This window comes from Burkholderia sp. MSMB1588 (assembly GCF_001546925.1).
GTDB lineage: Bacteria > Pseudomonadota > Gammaproteobacteria > Burkholderiales > Burkholderiaceae > Burkholderia > Burkholderia humptydooensis.
In genome coordinates this window covers 1,467,518-1,484,428 of the sequence record NZ_LNJS01000001.1, presented here as the reverse complement: position 1 = coordinate 1,484,428, position 16,911 = coordinate 1,467,518, and the positions used below count along the sequence as shown (strand labels likewise).

At 66.2% G+C, this 16,911-nt stretch carries 12 protein-coding genes; 5 read left to right on the top strand and 7 right to left on the bottom strand.

Features of this window, described 5'->3' with window-relative positions; translation table 11 throughout:
- Nucleotides 1–73: 73 nt before the first annotated feature.
- Together WS92_RS18605 and typA are read right to left on the bottom strand one after the other, a co-directional pair.
- The gene (locus tag WS92_RS18605) at nt 74–2,938 is read right to left on the bottom strand and encodes a 2-oxoglutarate dehydrogenase E1 component (RefSeq protein ID WP_009912636.1); all 2,865 of its coding nucleotides are present in this window, start codon (nt 2,936–2,938) and stop codon (nt 74–76) included.
- A 352-nt stretch (nt 2,939–3,290) separates the two neighbouring features.
- Nucleotides 3,291–5,117, bottom strand: a complete 1,827-nt coding sequence (gene typA, locus WS92_RS18600; protein ID WP_006026540.1) for a translational GTPase TypA — start codon at nt 5,115–5,117, stop codon at nt 3,291–3,293.
- Here typA and WS92_RS36685 point away from each other — a divergent pair.
- The 5 genes from WS92_RS36685 (at nt 5,070) to WS92_RS18580 (ending at nt 10,394) form a co-directional block, all read left to right on the top strand.
- Nucleotides 5,070–5,210 (top strand): pyridoxal-dependent decarboxylase, encoded by a 141-nt coding sequence (locus WS92_RS36685; RefSeq protein WP_162486747.1) that lies wholly within the window; start codon nt 5,070–5,072, stop codon nt 5,208–5,210. The genes typA and WS92_RS36685 overlap by 48 nt on opposite strands.
- A gap of 200 nt (nt 5,211–5,410) precedes the next feature.
- Nucleotides 5,411–5,908 (top strand): MarR family winged helix-turn-helix transcriptional regulator, encoded by a 498-nt coding sequence (locus WS92_RS18595; RefSeq protein ID WP_015601381.1) that lies wholly within the window; start codon nt 5,411–5,413, stop codon nt 5,906–5,908.
- 99 nt (nt 5,909–6,007) lie between these two features.
- Entirely contained in the window at nt 6,008–7,504 is a 1,497-nt protein-coding gene (locus WS92_RS18590; protein ID WP_015602240.1) for an efflux transporter outer membrane subunit, read from the top strand.
- A 70-nt stretch (nt 7,505–7,574) separates the two neighbouring features.
- Entirely contained in the window at nt 7,575–8,813 is a 1,239-nt protein-coding gene (locus WS92_RS18585) for an HlyD/EmrA/EmrK family protein (protein ID WP_059929679.1), read from the top strand.
- 21 nt (nt 8,814–8,834) lie between these two features.
- The gene (locus WS92_RS18580) at nt 8,835–10,394 is read left to right on the top strand and encodes a DHA2 family efflux MFS transporter permease subunit (protein ID WP_059929681.1); all 1,560 of its coding nucleotides are present in this window, start codon (nt 8,835–8,837) and stop codon (nt 10,392–10,394) included.
- Nucleotides 10,395–10,506: 112 nt separating this feature from the next.
- On the opposite strand, the gene truB is transcribed toward WS92_RS18580, so the two are convergent.
- The 5 genes from truB to rimP form a co-directional block, all read right to left on the bottom strand.
- Entirely contained in the window at nt 10,507–11,415 is a 909-nt protein-coding gene (truB, locus tag WS92_RS18575; RefSeq protein WP_231755889.1) for a tRNA pseudouridine(55) synthase TruB, read from the bottom strand.
- Between the two features lie 55 nt (nt 11,416–11,470).
- Nucleotides 11,471–11,839, bottom strand: coding sequence for a 30S ribosome-binding factor RbfA (gene rbfA / locus WS92_RS18570; RefSeq protein WP_009891499.1), 369 nt, complete (start codon nt 11,837–11,839; stop codon nt 11,471–11,473).
- Nucleotides 11,840–11,944: 105 nt separating this feature from the next.
- Nucleotides 11,945–14,872, bottom strand: coding sequence for a translation initiation factor IF-2 (gene infB / locus WS92_RS18565; protein WP_015601358.1), 2,928 nt, complete (start codon nt 14,870–14,872; stop codon nt 11,945–11,947).
- 91 nt (nt 14,873–14,963) lie between these two features.
- Entirely contained in the window at nt 14,964–16,439 is a 1,476-nt protein-coding gene (nusA, locus tag WS92_RS18560) for a transcription termination factor NusA (protein WP_015601074.1), read from the bottom strand.
- The gene (gene rimP, locus WS92_RS18555; RefSeq protein WP_004193908.1) at nt 16,436–16,897 is read right to left on the bottom strand and encodes a ribosome maturation factor RimP; all 462 of its coding nucleotides are present in this window, start codon (nt 16,895–16,897) and stop codon (nt 16,436–16,438) included. The genes nusA and rimP overlap by 4 nt, the downstream gene beginning before the upstream one ends.
- Nucleotides 16,898–16,911 lie beyond the last annotated feature (14 nt).

The following is a 16,911-nucleotide window of genomic DNA, read 5'->3' as shown; positions in this document are numbered from 1 at the left end:
TGCGCTGCCGGGTATCGCGGCGCGCGTCGCGCGCAGGAAAGCGCGCCGCGCCTTCCCGCTTCGCTACGTCTCTTTATTTCGCGACCGATGCGCTCTTCAAGCGGCCGAATGCGCCTTCGATGAGGGCCTTCTGCTGCTCGTAGTGCTTCGCGTAATAGCCGACGGCCGGCGAGGCGGAAGCCGGGCGGCCGCTGTACGCGAGCTTCTGCCCTTCCTTCATGCCTTCCTTCAGGTGGTGTTCGACATAGAACCACGGCCCCTGATTTTGCGGCTCGTCCTGCACCCAGACCACTTCCGTCGCGTTCTCGTACTTCTTCATTTCCGCTTCGAACTGCTTGTGCGCGAACGGATAGAGCTGCTCGATCCGCACGATCGCGGCGTCGTTCGCCTTCGCTTCACGGCGATGCGCGACGAGGTCGTAGTACACGCGGCCCGAGCACGCGATCACGCGCTTGACCTTCTTCGCGTCGATGCCGCCGTCGACTTCGCCGAGCACCGGCTGGAACGAACCCTTCGCGAGCTCCGACAGATCCGACACAGCTTCCTTGTGGCGCAGCAGCGACTTCGGCGTCGCAACGATGAGCGGCTTGCGGAACAGGCGGATCATCTGGCGGCGCAGCAGGTGGAAAATCTGCGCGGGCGTCGTCGGCTGGACGACCTGCATGTTGTGCTCCGCGCACAACTGCAGATAGCGCTCGATGCGCGCCGACGAGTGCTCCGGACCCTGGCCTTCATAGCCGTGCGGCAGCAGCATCGTGAGGCCCGACACGCGGCCCCACTTCACTTCGCCCGACGAGATGAACTGGTCGATCACCACCTGCGCGCCGTTCGCGAAATCGCCGAACTGCGCTTCCCACAGCACGAGCGTGTTCGGCTCGGCGGTCGAGTAGCCGTATTCGAAGCCGAGCACCGCCTCTTCGGACAGCACCGAGTCGATCACGTTGAACTTCGCCTGGCCTTCCGAGATGTTCTGCAGCGGCACGTACGTGCCGTCGTTCCAGCGCTCGCGGTTCTGGTCGTGCAGCACCGCATGACGGTGCGTGAACGTGCCGCGGCCCGAATCCTGGCCCGTCAGGCGCACGGCGTAGCCGGACGCGACGAGCGATGCGTACGCGAGGTGCTCGCCCATGCCCCAGTCGAGGGGCTGATCGCCGCGCGCCATGTTGCGGCGGTCGTTGATCACGCGCTCGACGAGCGGGTGGACCTTGAAGTTTTGCGGCACCGTCGTGATGCGTTCGCCGAGGCGCTTCAGCTCGGCGAGCGGCACCGCGGTGTCGGCGGCGTCCGTCCACTTGCGGTTCAGGAACGGCATCCAGTCGACCGCGTACTTGCTCTTGTAGTTCGACAGCACCGGATCGACCGTGTGGTGGCCGTCGTCCATCGCCTTGCGGTACGCCTTCACGAAGCCGTCGGCGTCCTCGGCGCTGATCACGCCCTGCTGCGCGAGCTTCTCCGCGTACAGCGCGCGGGTGCCTGGGTGCTGAGCGATCTTCTTGTACATCAGCGGCTGCGTGACGGCCGGCGTGTCCTGCTCGTTGTGCCCGAGCTTGCGGAAGCAGACGATGTCGATCACGACATCCTTGTGGAACTGCATCCGGTAGTCGATCGCGATCTGCGTCGCGAGCACGACCGCTTCCGGATCGTCGCCGTTCACGTGCAGCACCGGCGCCTCGATCATCTTGACGACGTCCGTGCAGTACAGCGTCGAGCGCGCGTCGCGCGGGTCCGACGTCGTGAAGCCGATCTGGTTGTTGATGACGATGTGCAGCGTGCCGTGCGTGCCGTAGCCGCGCGTCTGCGCGAGGTTCAGCGTTTCCATCACGACGCCCTGGCCGGCGAACGCCGCGTCGCCGTGGATCTGCACGGGCAGCACCTGCAGGCCGTCGGCGTCGCCGCGGCGGTCCATCCGCGCCTTCGCGGAGCCCTCGACCACCGGGTTCACGATTTCGAGGTGCGACGGGTTGAACGCGAGCGACAGGTGGACCGGGCCGCCTTCCGTCGCGATATCGGACGAGAAGCCCTTGTGGTACTTCACGTCGCCCGCCGGCAGGTCGTCGACGTGCTTGCCCTCGAATTCGGCGAAGAGATCCGCCGGCATCTTGCCGAGCGTGTTCACGAGCACGTTCAGACGGCCGCGGTGCGCCATGCCGATGACGATTTCCTGCACGCCCTTCGAGCCTGCGCGCTGGACGACTTCGTCCATCGACGCGATGAAGCTCTCGCCGCCTTCGAGCGAGAAGCGCTTCTGGCCGACGTACTTCGTGTGCAGATAGCGCTCGAGGCCTTCGGCGGCCGTCAGGCGGTTCAGGATGTGCTTCTTCTTGTCGGCCGAGAAGTTCGGCGTCGCGCGGCTCGACTCGAGGCGCTCCTGCCACCAGCGCTTCTGCTCGGGATCGCTGATGTACATGAATTCGACGCCGATCGTGCCGCAGTACGTGTCGCGCAGCCCCTTGACGATGTCGCGCAGCGACGCCTGCTCGAACCCGAAATACAGGTTGCTCGCGCTGAACGTCTGGTCGAGGTCGGCTTCGGAGAAATCGTAGAACGCGGGTTCCAGCTCGGGAATCGCGGGGCGTTCGCGGCGCTTCAGGGGATCGAGGTTGGCCCATTGCGAGCCGAGGAAGCGATACGCGCTGATGAGGGACTGAACGTGGACTTGCTTGCGGGCGGTGGCGAGGTTGCCGCCGCTTTCGCGCGGGATGAAAGCGTTGGCTTTCGCGCGCTGGGCGAACGACTCTACGATCGGGTTGTGGGCCACGTCGCTCGCGCTCGAACCATCGGTTGCGGGGACGTTTTGCAGCGCATCGAAATATTCGCGCCAGTTGTCCGGCACCGACGCCGGGTTATCCAAATAGGCTTCGTACAGTTCTTCAACATACGAAGCATTGCCGCCGAACAGATACGAGTTCAGCTGGAATTGCTTCATTACATCTGACATTTGACGCTCACCTTTCTTCGAGCTTCTCGAGAAATAGCGGGTTACTCAACCTTCCGCGACACGGCCTGACCGTTTAGCGGATTGCGCGAATCAAGTCTTGCTTGGAAGGACCTAAAACTTGCGTGCGCGCAGCATAGCACAGAAAACCCTGCGGCGAGCGGGCGATAGCGCCCTGAAAGCCCGCTGCGACGGGCTTTCGCGGGCATCGCGCGCATTCCCGAGCACGCATGAAACACAGTTTTTCAATCGGCGCGCCCGCCACCCGTCGGCGCATGCAAAAAAGCCGCCCGAAGGCGGCTTTCGAGATGCGCGGCGAATGCGGCGCGACGCCCGGACGATGCCCGGCGCACGCTCAGCCGGCCTCGGCCTCGCGGCTCGCGCGGCGGCGCTCGTGCTCCTTCAGGTGGCGCTTGCGCAGGCGGATCGACTGCGGCGTCACTTCGACGAGCTCGTCGTCATCGATGAATTCGACCGCGTATTCGAGCGACATCTGGATCGGCGGCACGAGACGCACCGCTTCATCGGTGCCCGACGCGCGCACGTTGGTCAGTTGCTTGCCCTTGATCGGGTTCACGACGAGGTCGTTGTCGCGGCTGTGAATGCCGATGATCATGCCCTCGTAGAGCGCGTCGCCCGGCTTCACGAACATGCGGCCGCGATCCTGCAGCTTCCAGAGCGCGTACGCTACCGCCGCGCCGTCGTCCTGCGAGATCAGCACGCCGTTGCGGCGCTCGCCGACCGAGCCTTCCCTGACGGGCGCGTACGAATCGAAGATATGGCTCATCAGGCCCGTGCCGCGCGTAAGCGTCAGGAATTCGCTCTGGAAGCCAATCAGGCCGCGCGCCGGAATCCGGTACTCGAGACGCGTGCGGCCGCGCCCGTCCGACACCATGTCGAGCATTTCGCCCTTGCGGCGCCCCAGCTCCTCCATCACGCCGCCCTGATGCTCGTCCTCGAGGTCGACCGTCAGCAACTCGTATGGCTCGTGCTTGACGCCGTCGACCTCCTGCATCACGACGCGCGGACGCGACACCGCGAGCTCGTAGCCTTCGCGGCGCATGTTCTCGACGAGGATCGTCAGGTGCAGCTCGCCGCGGCCCGACACTTCGAACACGGTTTCGTCGCCCGTATCCTTCACGCGCAGCGCGACGTTGTGGTTCAGCTCCTTCATCAGGCGATCGCGGATCTGGCGGCTCGTCACGAATTTGCCTTCGCGGCCGGCGAGCGGCGACGAATTGACGAGGAAGTTCATCGTCAGCGTCGGCTCGTCGACCGTGATCATCGGCAGCGCTTCAGGCGCTTCGACCGCGCAGATCGTCGCGCCAATGCCGACGTCCTCGATCCCGTTGATGAGAACGATGTCGCCCGCCTCGGCCGACTCGACCTGCACGCGCTCGAGCCCCTTGAACGACAGCACCTGGTTGATTTTGCGGTTGAGCACCTCGCCTTCCGGGCCGAAGCGCATCACGACCGGCTGGCCCGGCTTGATGCGCCCGCGCGTGATGCGGCCGACGCCGATCCGGCCGACGTACGTCGAATAGTCGAGCGACGTGATCTGCAGTTGCAGCGGCGCCTCCGGATCGGCCGGACGCACCGGCACGTGCTGGAGGATCGCCTCGAACAGCGGACGCATGTCGCCGTCGCGCGCGGCCGGATCGAGCGACGCGTAGCCGTTCAGGCCCGACGCGTAGACTACGGGGAAGTCGAGCTGCTCCTCGGTTGCGCCGAGCTTGTCGAACAGGTCGAAGGTCTGGTTGATCACCCAGTCGATCCGCGCGCCCGGGCGGTCGACCTTGTTGACGACGACGATCGGCTTCAGGCCGAGCGCGAGCGCCTTCTTCGTCACGAAGCGGGTCTGCGGCATCGGGCCCTCGACCGCGTCGACGAGCAGCAGCACCGAGTCGACCATCGACAGCACGCGCTCCACTTCGCCGCCGAAGTCCGCGTGCCCGGGCGTGTCGACGATGTTGATGTGCGTGCCTTCGTACTCGACCGCGCAGTTCTTCGCGAGGATCGTGATCCCGCGCTCCTTTTCGATGTCGTTCGAGTCCATCACCCGTTCTGCGACCTGCTGGTTCTCGCGGAAGGTGCCGGACTGGCGAAGCAGTTGGTCGACGAGCGTCGTCTTGCCGTGGTCGACGTGGGCGATGATGGCGATGTTGCGAAGGGCGCGGGTCATAGAAACCTGAAAACGGATGGAACGCGCAAGCGCGCGCGCACCGTTTTGCCCGATGCGCGCGCGATTTGCAGCTTGGAAAGCCTGAAATTATAGCACGCCAAGATGTCGCGAGCGGCGCACTCCGTTGCAGCGCGGCATCGACGTCACCCTGCGCGCGAGGCCATCGATGAGCCCACTCGCGTCAGGGCCATTTTTGCAACTCTGCAACCAAATCGCGCTTCAATTAACATTTGCCGCAGCAACTATTCGCGTTATACTGCTGCCTAGTCAACTATTGCAGCCTCAGAGAATTTATGTCGGATCCCTCTTCCCCGCGGCCCGATCAGGATCTGGCCCTGTACCAGATCAACGACAGCGTCGGCTACCTGATGTCGCGCGTGAAATCGCTGATGACGAACATGGTCACGCAGCGCACGCAAACCGAGCTCGGCATCACCGGCACGCAGGCGACGATGCTGTTCATGCTCGCCGTCGGCAAATGCTCGACGGCGGCCGAGCTGGCGCGCGAGTACGGCATCGACGCGAGCGCGATCACGCGGCTGCTCGATCGCGTCGAGAAGCGCGGCTTGCTGCAGCGAGTGCGCAGCAGCGAAGACCGGCGCGTCGTGCGGCTCGAGCTGACCGACGAGGGACGCGAACTCACGAGGCGCATGCCGGTGATCTTCCGCAGCGTGCTCGATCAGGTGCTCGACGGCCTCACGCCCGAGGAAGTCGGCTTCCTCAAGAGCATGCTGCGCCGCATTCTCGTGAATTCGGGCGAATGCCCTGGCGCGACCGGAAGCCCGTCATAAATATTGCCGCAACAATCAATTTAGACAGATAAATGTAAGGAAATCCTTGCAGTGTCCATTATTCATTCCGAGTCAGATTCCGAGTCAGGAAACCCAGCGATGAAAACCTTCCCGTTATCCGCTTGCCGGACCGCCACGGCCGTCGCGGTCGCCGCGCTGGCGCTCGCGGGATGCGCGAACTATTTCGGCATCAAGAGCGACAAGACGATTGCGCCCGCGGCGCAGTTCGAAAGCGCGCAGAGCCTGCCCGCGCAGGGCGGCCAGTGGCCGTCGCTCGACTGGGCGAGCCAGTTCGGCGATCCGCAGTTGCCGAAGCTGATCGACGAGGCGCTCGAAGGCAATCCGACGATCGCGCAGGCGCAGGCGCGCCTCGCGAAGGCGTCGTCGTACATCGAGTCGTCGCGCTCGACGCTCCTGCCGAAGGCGGACGCTCAATACTCGTGGACCCGCGAGCTGTATTCCGGCAACGCCCTCGTTCCGCCGCCCTTTGGCGGCCAGTGGTACAGCGAGAACAACGCGCTCGCGAGCGCGTCGTGGGAACTCGACCTGTGGGGCAAGAACCGCGCGCGCCTCCATGCGGCCGTGTCGCGGGAAAAGGCCGCCGAAGCCGACATGCAGCAGGCGCGCGTGACCCTCGCGACGTCGGTCGCGCGCACGTACAACCAGCTCGCGCAGCTATACGCGCTGCGCGACATCGCCGAGCACGAGATCTCGAACCGGCAGACGGTCGGCAAGATCACCGACGGCCGCGTCGGCGCGGGTCTCGACACGAACGTCGAGCGCCAGACCGCGCGCGGCAACATCGCGACGAGCCAGTCGACGCTGTCCGATCTCGACGGCCAGATCACGAACGTCCGTTATCAGCTCGCCGCGCTGCTCGGCAAGGGCCCGGACCGCGGGCTGCAGATCGCCGCGCCCGTGCTGAGCCCGGGCGGCGCCGTCGCGCTGCCGGACAGCCTGCCCGCCGATCTCGTGTCGCGCCGCCCGGACCTCGTCGCCGCGCGCTGGCAGGTCGAGGCGGCGATGCACGACGTGAAGGAAGCGAAAGCCGAGTTCTTCCCGGACATCAACCTCGCGGCGGGCTTCGGCTTCGACGCGTTCGGCTGGGGGCGATTCCTGAACTTCGCGAGCCGCCAGGCGCAGTTCGGCCCGGCGATCCATCTGCCGATCTTCGACGGCGGCGCGCTGCGCGCGCAGTTGAAGGGCCGCTACGCGGACTTCGATCTGTCGGTCGCGAACTACAACCAGACGCTCGTCAATGCGCTGAACGACGTCGCGACGCAAGTCGCGTCGATCCGCTCGGTCGACACGCAGATGGGCGACGCGCAGCGCGCGCTCGACGCATCGACGCGCGCATACGAGCTCGCGGTGATCCGCTACAAGGCGGGCCTGTCACCGCAGTTGCAGGTGCTGAACGCGGACAGCAACCGGCTCGCCGCCGAGCAGACGGTGACGAACCTGAAGATGCGCCGCCGCGACCTGCAGATCGGCCTCGTGAAGGCGCTCGGCGGCGGTTTCGACGCCACCGGCACGCCGCTCGCCGCCCCCGCGTCCGCATCGGCGCCGGCCACGGCCGCGCAGCACGCGTCGAACTGAACCGAATCATTCCCGGCACGCCGCCGGATCATCGCTTTAATCGCCTAGATACAAGACGGAGAAACTCGCCATGAGCGACCCTCAACAAAACGCAGCGCCCGCGCAGCCGCAGAACAACGGCAAGCGCAAGCGAATGATGACGCTGCTCTTCGTGGTGATCGCGATTGCCGCGATTGCGTACGGCCTCTATTACCTGCTCGTCGCGCGCTTCCACGAAACCACCGATGACGCATACGTGAACGGCAACGTCGTGCAGATCACGCCGCAGGTGACGGGCACCGTGATCGCAGTGAAGGCGGACGACACGCAGACCGTGAAGGCAGGCGATCCGCTCGTCGTGCTCGATCCGGCCGATTCGCAGGTCGCGTTGCAGCAGGCCGAGGCGAATCTCGCGCAGACGGTGCGCCAGGTGCGCGGCCTCTACGTGAACGACGACCAGTACCGCGCGCAGGTCGCGCTGCGCCAGTCGGATCTGTCGAAGGCGCAGGACGACTTGCGCCGCCGGCTCGCCGTCGCGCAGACGGGCGCCGTGTCGCAGGAGGAAATCTCGCACGCGCGCGACGCGGTGAAGGCCGCGCAGGCATCGCTCGACGCCGCCGACCAGCAGCTCGCGTCGAACCGCGCGCTCACCGCGAACACGACTGTCGCCGATCACCCGAACGTGCTCGCCGCCGCCGCGAAGGTCCGCGACGCGTACCTGAACAACGCGCGCAACATGCTGCCCGCGCCCGTCACGGGCTACGTCGCGAAGCGCTCGGTGCAGGTCGGCCAGCGCGTGTCGCCGGGCACGCCGCTGATGTCGGTCGTGCCGCTCTCCGCCGTGTGGGTCGACGCGAACTTCAAGGAAGTGCAACTGAAGCACATGCGGATCGGCCAGCCGGTCGAGCTGACGGCCGACATCTACGGCTCGTCGGTCAAGTACCACGGCAAGGTCGTCGGCTTCTCGGCGGGCACGGGCGCGGCGTTCTCGCTGCTGCCGGCGCAGAACGCGACGGGCAACTGGATCAAGGTCGTCCAGCGCCTGCCGGTGCGCGTCGAGCTCGATCCGAAGGAGCTGAAGGAGCATCCGCTGCGCATCGGCCTGTCGATGCAGGTCGACGTCGACATCAAGGACGAAAGCGGCAACCAGCTCGGCAACGTGCAGAACACCGTCTACGAGACCGACGTGTTCGCGAAGTACGGCGACGATGCGAACGCGGAGATCGCGCGCATCATCGCGCAGAACGCGGGCAGCGGCGCGCCGGCCGGCGCAGTTGCGCCGACGCCGGCGGCGAAGGTCGTCGGCGGCCGCGCGTCGAACCTGATGTAAGCGCCCCCCGGCCGAACCAGCATGGCACAGCCACACGCTCCCCTTCCTCCGCTCAAGGGCGGACAACTGATACTCGGCACGATCGCGGTATCGCTCGCCGTGTTCATGAACGTGCTCGATACGTCGATCGCCAACGTCGCTATCCCGACGATCTCGGGCGACCTCGGCGTATCGTCCGACCAGGGCACCTGGGTCATCACGTCGTTCGCGGTCGCCAACGCGATCTCGGTGCCGCTCACGGGCTGGCTCACCGATCGCATCGGCCAGGTGCGCCTCTTCCTCGCGTCGATCACGCTGTTCGTGATCTCGTCGTGGATGTGCGGCCTCGCGCCGACGCTGCCGTTCCTGCTAGCGTCGCGCGTGCTGCAGGGCGCAGTCGCCGGACCGATGATCCCGCTGTCGCAAGCGCTGCTGCTGTCGAGCTATCCGCGCGCGAAAGCGCCGATGGCGCTCGCGCTCTGGTCGATGACGACGCTGATCGCGCCCGTGGCAGGCCCGATTCTCGGCGGCTGGATCTCGGACAATTACTCGTGGCCGTGGATCTTCTACGTGAACATTCCGGTCGGCATCGCCGCCGCGGCCGTCACGTGGATGATCTATCGCAGCCGCGAGTCGGCCGTGCGCCGCGCGCCGATCGACGGCGTCGGGCTCGCGCTCCTCGTGATCTGGGTCGGCTCGCTGCAGATCATGCTCGACAAGGGCAAGGACCTCGACTGGTTCGCGTCGACGACGATCGTCGTGCTCGCGCTCACCGCGCTGATCGCGTTCGCGTTCTTCGTCGTCTGGGAATTGACGGCCGAGCACCCGGTCGTCGACCTGTCGCTGTTCCGGATGCGCAACTTCTCCGGCGGCACGATCGCGCTGTCGGTCGGCTACGGCCTCTACTTCGGCAACCTCGTGCTGCTGCCGCTCTGGCTGCAGACGCAGATCGGCTACACGGCCACCGACGCGGGGCTCGTGATGGCGCCCGTCGGCTTCTTCGCGATCCTGCTGTCGCCGCTCACGGGCAAGTACCTGTCGCGCACCGATCCGCGCTACATCGCAACGGCCGCGTTCCTCACGTTCGCGCTGTGCTTCTGGATGCGCTCGCGCTATACGACGGGCGTCGACGAATGGTCGCTGATGGCGCCGACCTTCGTGCAGGGGATCGCGATGGCGGGCTTCTTCATCCCGCTCGTGTCGATCACGCTGTCCGGCCTCCCGGGCCACCGGATTCCGGCGGCGTCGGGCCTGTCGAACTTCGTGCGGATCATGTGCGGCGGCATCGGGACGTCGATCTTCCAGACCGCATGGGACCATCGGAACAACTTCCACCACGCGCAGCTCGTCGAGCAGGCGACCCCGTACAACCCGACCTTCAACCAGGCGGTCACGCAGATGGGGCAGCTCGGGCTCACGCGGGACCAGGCGCACGGGCTCATCAACAACATGGCGACGCAGCAGGCCGCGCAACTGGGCGTGAACGATCTGTTCTACATCTCGGCCGCGATCTTCGTGCTGCTGATCGCGCTCATCTGGATCACGAAGCCCGAGCGCGCGGGCGGCGGCAACTCGAGCGCGGCGGCGTCGGCCGCGCACTGAGCAGCGTCCCGCGCCGTTCGCGGCGCGCGAAGCGAAACGCCCGGCTTTCGAGCCGGGCGTTTTCGTTGTGTCGACGCGATGCGACGCGATGCGATACGCGGCGCGAATGCGGCTACGCGCCCGTCACGACGAGCCGCTCCGGCGCAAGCACGCCTTCCGACGCGCGCGCGACGCCGAGCAGCCGGTCATCGGCATCATAGACGCGCACGCGCTCGCCTTCGTTCGCCTCGGGTCGCGCCGCGAGCTCGGAGAGCTTCAGCCGCTGTCCGTGCAGAAAACGCTTCGCGAGCGCCGCGTCGAGCGTCACGAACGGGAACGTCGACAGCAGCGCGTCGACGGGCGCGAGCCGCGCGTCGCGCTCGTCCTGCGTCGCGGCGTCGAGCGCATCGAGCGTCACCGCATGCTCGAGCGTCAGCGAGCCGACGCCCGTCCGCCGCAACATCGTCAGATGCGCGCCGCAACCGAGCGCCGCGCCGATGTCCTCGGCGAGCGTGCGCACGTATGTGCCCTTGCTGCACGTCACGCGAAACGTGACGTCGGGCAGCGCGCACGACAGGAGCTCGAGCGAGCGGATCGTCACCGTGCGCCCTTCGCGCTCGACCGTCTGGCCGGCGCGCGCGTATTCGTAAAGCGGCTTGCCGTCGCGTTTGAGCGCCGAATACATCGGCGGCACCTGCACGATGTCGCCGACGAAGCGCGCGAGCACCGCGCCGACCGCTGCTTCGTCGCAGGTGACGTCGCGCGTGTCGAGCACGTCGCCTTCGGCGTCGCCCGTCGTCGTGCGCACGCCGAGCCGCATCGTCGCTTCATAGGTCTTGTCGGCGTCGAGCAGATCCTGCGAGAACTTCGTCGCCTCACCGAAGCAAAGCGGCAGCAGCCCCGATGCGAGCGGGTCGAGCGTGCCCGTATGGCCCGCCTTCTTCGCAAGATACAAACGCTTCGCGCGCATCAGCGCGTCGTTGCTCGAAAGCCCGACCGGCTTGTCGAGCAGCAGTACGCCGTCGAGCGCGCGGCGGGCAATCCGGGGGCGGGGCGAAACAGTCGTCATGGTCAGCGCGCAATGGCTCGTGCGATGCTCAGTCGTCCTTCGCGCGCGTCGCGTTCGCCTCGTCGATGAGGCGCGACATCGCGACGGCCTTCTCGATCGTCTGGTCGTAGTGGAAATGCAGCGTCGGCACCGTATGAATGTGCAGGCGCTTGAAAAGCAGATTGTGCAGATGGCCGGCCGCATGGTTGAGCGCTTCCTGCGTGTCCGCAGGATTGCCCGTGAGCGCGGTGAAGTAGACCTTGGCGTGCGCGTAGTCGGGCGTGAGCTCGACCGACTGGATCGTCACGATCCCGATGCGCGGGTCCTTGACCTCGCGCATGATGAGCTCGGACAGATCCCGCTGGATCTGATCGGCGATCTGCACGTTGCGATTGGGAGAACTGCGTTTTTTCGACATGATAAATCCGTCATCCGGTTGATCGGCGAAGCGCGCGACACCGTTCATGAAAATGGGCGGGGCGGGCCCAAGCCCGACCCGCCCATTCAAGCCGTCACGCCGGCGTTACAGCGTACGCGCGACTTCCGTGACCTCGAACACCTCGAACTGGTCGCCTTCGACAATATCGTTGAAGTTCTTGATCGACATACCGCATTCGAAACCCTGCTTCACTTCCTTGACGTCGTCCTTGAAGCGCTTCAGCGAATCGAGCTCGCCCGTGAAGATCACGACGTTGTTGCGCAGCACGCGCACCGACGACGAGCGCTTGACGATGCCGTCCGTGACCATACAGCCGGCGACCGCGCCGACCTTCGGCACCTTGAACACCTGGCGAACCTCGACCATGCCCGTCACGACTTCGCGCTTCTCCGGCGCGAGCATGCCCGACATCGCCGCCTTCACCTCATCCACCGCGTCGTAGATGATGTTGTAGTAGCGGATGTCGATGCCGTTCGCCTCGGCGAGCTTGCGCGCCTGGGCGTCCGCACGCGTGTTGAAGCCGATGATGACGGCCTTCGACGCGGTCGCGAGATTGACGTCGCTTTCGCTGATGCCGCCCACCGCGCTGTGCACGATCTGCACGCGCACTTCGCTGGTCGACAGCTTGAGCAGCGATTGCACGAGCGCTTCCTGCGAGCCCTGTACGTCCGCCTTGATGATGAGCGGCAGGTTCTGCACTTCGCCTTCGCCCATCTGCTCGAGCATGCTTTCGAGCTTCGCCGCCTGCTGCTTCGCGAGCTTGACGTCGCGGAACTTGCCCTGGCGGAACAGCGCGATTTCGCGCGCCTTGCGCTCGTCCGGCAGCACGATGACTTCCTCGCCCGCGCCCGGCACTTCGGACAGGCCCTGGATCTCGACCGGAATCGACGGGCCGGCTTCCTTCGTCGGCTTGCCGTTCTCGTCGAGCATCGCGCGCACGCGGCCGTAGGCGGTGCCAGCGAGCACGACGTCGCCGCGGTTCAGCGTGCCGGACTGCACGAGCACCGTCGCGACCGGGCCCTTGCCCTTGTCGAGCTTCGCTTCGATCACGATGCCCTTCGCCGGCGAATCGACGGGCGCCTTCAGCTCCAGCACTTCCGCTTGCAGCAGCACGTTCTCGAGCAGCTCGTCGATGCCCGCGCCCGTCTTCGCCGACACCGGCACGAACGGCGAATCGCCGCCGTACTCTTCCGGCACGACGCCTTCCGCGACGAGTTCCTGCTTGACGCGATCGGGGTTCGCGTCCGGCTTGTCGATCTTGTTGATCGCGACGACGATCGGCACCCCGCCCGCCTTCGCGTGCGAGATCGCTTCTTTCGTCTGCGGCATCACGCCGTCGTCGGCCGCCACCACCAGAATGACGATGTCGGTCGCCTTCGCGCCGCGCGCACGCATGGCCGTGAACGCCTCGTGGCCCGGCGTATCGAGGAACGTGACGACGCCGCGCGGCGTTTCGACGTGATACGCGCCGATGTGCTGCGTGATGCCGCCCGCTTCGCCCGCCGCGACCTTCGCGCGGCGGATGTAGTCGAGCAGCGACGTCTTGCCGTGGTCGACGTGACCCATGACGGTGACGACGGGCGGCCGCGGCAGTTGCTCCGCATCACTGCCGACTTCGCCTTCGACGAGCAGCGCCTCCGGATCGTCGAGCTTCGCGGCGAGCGCGCGGTGGCCCAGTTCCTCGACGACGATCATCGCCGTTTCCTGGTCCAGCACCTGGTTGATCGTGACCATCTGGCCCATCTTCATCATCACCTTGATGACTTCCGATGCCTTGATCGCCATCTTGTGCGCGAGATCCGCGACGGAGATGGTCTCCGGCACGTGCACTTCACGCACGATCGGCTCGGTCGGCGCCTGGAACGACGACCCGTTGTCCTGATGCTTGCCGCGCCCCTTCGGGCCGCCGCGCCAGCCACGGTCGACGCCGCCGCTCGAATCGCCGCGCGTCTTGATGCCGCGGCGCTTCGCAGCGTCGTCCTGCCAGGGGCCCTTGCCTGCGCCCGGCTTCTTGTTGCGGTCGCCCGCGGGCGCGGTGGCGGGTGCCGCCGCGCCGCTTGCCGGCTTCTTCGCCGCAGGACGGGCCGCAGCCGCCTCGCCGGCGGGCTTCGCCGGCTTGTGCAGCGTGCCCTTCGCCTCGGCCGCCTTCGCAGCCGGCTGCTCGGCCGGCTTCGGCGGCTCGACCGCCTTGACCTGCGCGCGGCGCGGCGTGTTCATCATTTCGCGGATCGCGCGCGCTTCGGCCTCGGCAGCTTCGCGGCGCTTGCGAATCTCTTCCTGCTCGGCGCGCGCCTTGTCGGCCGCTTCGCGCGCAGCGTCCTCGGCCTTCTTCGCCGCTTCGCGCTGTGCAGCGCGCTCGGCAGCCGCGCGCGCTTCGTCCTGAGCGGTCTGCTCGCTCTGCTCGCTCTGCGCGCGCTGCGCTTCCTCGCGAGCCGCCGCGGCCTGCTGCGCGGCTTCCGCCTGCGCTGCCGCCGCGCGCTTCGCCGCAGCCTCTTCTTCCGCGCGGCGGCGCTCAGCCTCGGCCGCTTCCTCGCGCGCGCGGCGCTCGGCTTCCTCGCGCTCGAGACGCTCCTGGCGCTCGCGCAGTTCCTGCGCCTGCTTCGTGAGCAGTTCGGCCTCGCGGCGCGCTTCTTCCTCGCGGCGCTTCAGCTCGGCTTCCGCCTGCTCGTCGGTCTGCGCCTGAGCCTGGTCGGCGCCCGTCTCGCTCACGTCGTCGCGCTTGACGAACGTGCGCTTCTTGCGCACCTCGACCTGAATGGTGCGAGCCTTACCCGTTGCGTCGGCCTGCTTGATCTCCGACGTGTGCCGGCGAGTCAGCGTGATCTTGCGCTTGTCGCCATCGGACGCACCGTGCGACTTGCGCAAATGATCGAGCAGACGCGCCTTGTCCGTCTCCGACAGCGCATCGTCCTCGCTCGCTTTCTGGACGCCCGCTGCCTGCAGTTGTTCGAGCAGCACACCAGCAGGCATTTTCAGTTCCGCGGCAAATTGGGCTACGTTGTTACTCGCCATTCATTCCTCTTAGTGCAAGGACCGATTCCTTGCGGTTAGCATCGGGTCAGGCCTTCCGGCCGCCAGCAAATCAGTGCGCCATGGTCATTTCTCACTGGAACCAGTGTTCACGCGCCTTCATGATCAGCGCCTTCGCGGCTTCCTCTTCCATGCCGGTCATGTCGACCAGCTCGTCCACGGCGAGCTCCGCGAGATCGTCGCGCGTCTGCACGCCCTGCTCGGCCAGCTTCGTGAGCAGTTCGGCCGTGACGCCGTCGAGGCTCTTCAGATCGAGGGCGGCCGTCTCGACCTTCTCCTCGTTCGCGATCGCCATCGTGAGCAGCGCGTCGCGCGAGCGGTTGCGCAGCTCGTGGACGGTATCCTCGTCGAATGCCTCGATTTCGAGCATTTCGTTGAGCGGCACGTAGGCGATCTCTTCGAGGCTCGTGAAGCCTTCGTCGATCAGGATGTCCGCGACTTCCTCGTCGACGTCGAGGCGCGCCATGAACAGGCCGCGCAGCGCGTCGCGCTCTTCATTCTGCTTCTGGGCGGATTCGTCCGGCGTCATGATGTTGATCTGCCAGCCGGTCAGTTCGCTGGCAAGACGCACGTTCTGGCCGCTGCGGCCGATCGCGACAGCCAGTTCGTTCTCGTCGACGACGACGTCCATCGAATGCTTTTCTTCATCGACGACGATCGACTGGACGGCCGCCGGCGCGAGCGCGCCGATCACGAACTGGGCAGGATCCTCCGACCATAGCACGATGTCGATGTTTTCGCCACCGAGCTCGTTGCGCACGGCCTGCACGCGCGAGCCGCGGATGCCGACGCACGTGCCGATCGGATCGATCCGCTTGTCGTACGCGACGACGCCGATCTTCGCGCGCACGCCCGGATCGCGGGCCGCCGCCTTGATCTCGAGAAGCCCCTGCTCGATTTCCGGCACTTCCATCTCGAAGAGCTTCATCAGGAATTCGGGCGCGGTGCGCGACAGCTCGATCTGCGGGCCGCGGGCGGTGCGGTCGACCTTCGCGATGTACGCGCGCACGCGGTCACCCACGCGCAGGTTTTCCTTCGGAATGAGCTGGTCGCGGCGCAACAGCGCCTCGACGCGGCCCGACTCGACGATGAAGTTGCCCTTGTCGAGGCGCTTCACCGTGCCCGTCATGATCTTCTCGCCGCGCTCGAGGTAGTCGTTCAGGATCTGCTCGCGCTCCGCGTCGCGCACCTTCTGCAGGATCACCTGCTTCGCGGCCTGCGCGCCGATCCGGCCGAACTCGATCGACGGCACCGGCTCCTCGATGTAGTCGCCCACCTCGACTTCGGGCTTCTGCTCGCGCGCCTCGAACAGCAGGATCTCGCGATCCGGCTCCTGCAGGCCCGCCTCGTCTGGCACGACGAGCCAGCGACGGAACGTCTCGTGTTCACCGCTCTCGCGATCGATATGCACGCGGATCTCGGCGCCTTCGTCGAACAGTTTCTTGGAAGCCGACGCGAGGGCCGCTTCGAGCGCGCCCAGCACGACGTCCTTGTCGACGTTCTTCTCGCGCGCCAGCGCATCCACCAACATCAACACTTCGCGACTCATTGTTTGCGGCTCCTAAAGTCAACGTGCGGAATCAGGCGGGCTTTGTCGATGTCCGCCAGCGTGAAATCCAGCATGGCCGCCTCGCCCTTCTTCCTCTCAAATTCCAAACCGATCGTCTCGCCGTTCGGCGCGTGCAGAATGCCCCGGTACGTCTTGCGCCCGTCCAACGGCTTTTTCAAGGTGATGACGGCCTCGCTGCCCGCGAAACGCGTGAAGTCAGCCAGCTTCTTCAACGGCCGGTCGAGCCCCGGTGACGAGACCTCGAGCCGTTCGTAATCGATGTTTTCGACCGTCAGTACGTGCTGGAGCTGACGCGTGACCTTTTCGCAATCGTCGATCGTAATGCCGGCGGGCTGATCGATGTAGACGCAGACCATGCCGCGCCCGGTGCGCTCGAGATCGACGAGCTCGTAGCCGAGCCCCGTGACCGTAGTTTCTATCAGTTCCGTCAGTTGCACAGTGTCCTCTCAGG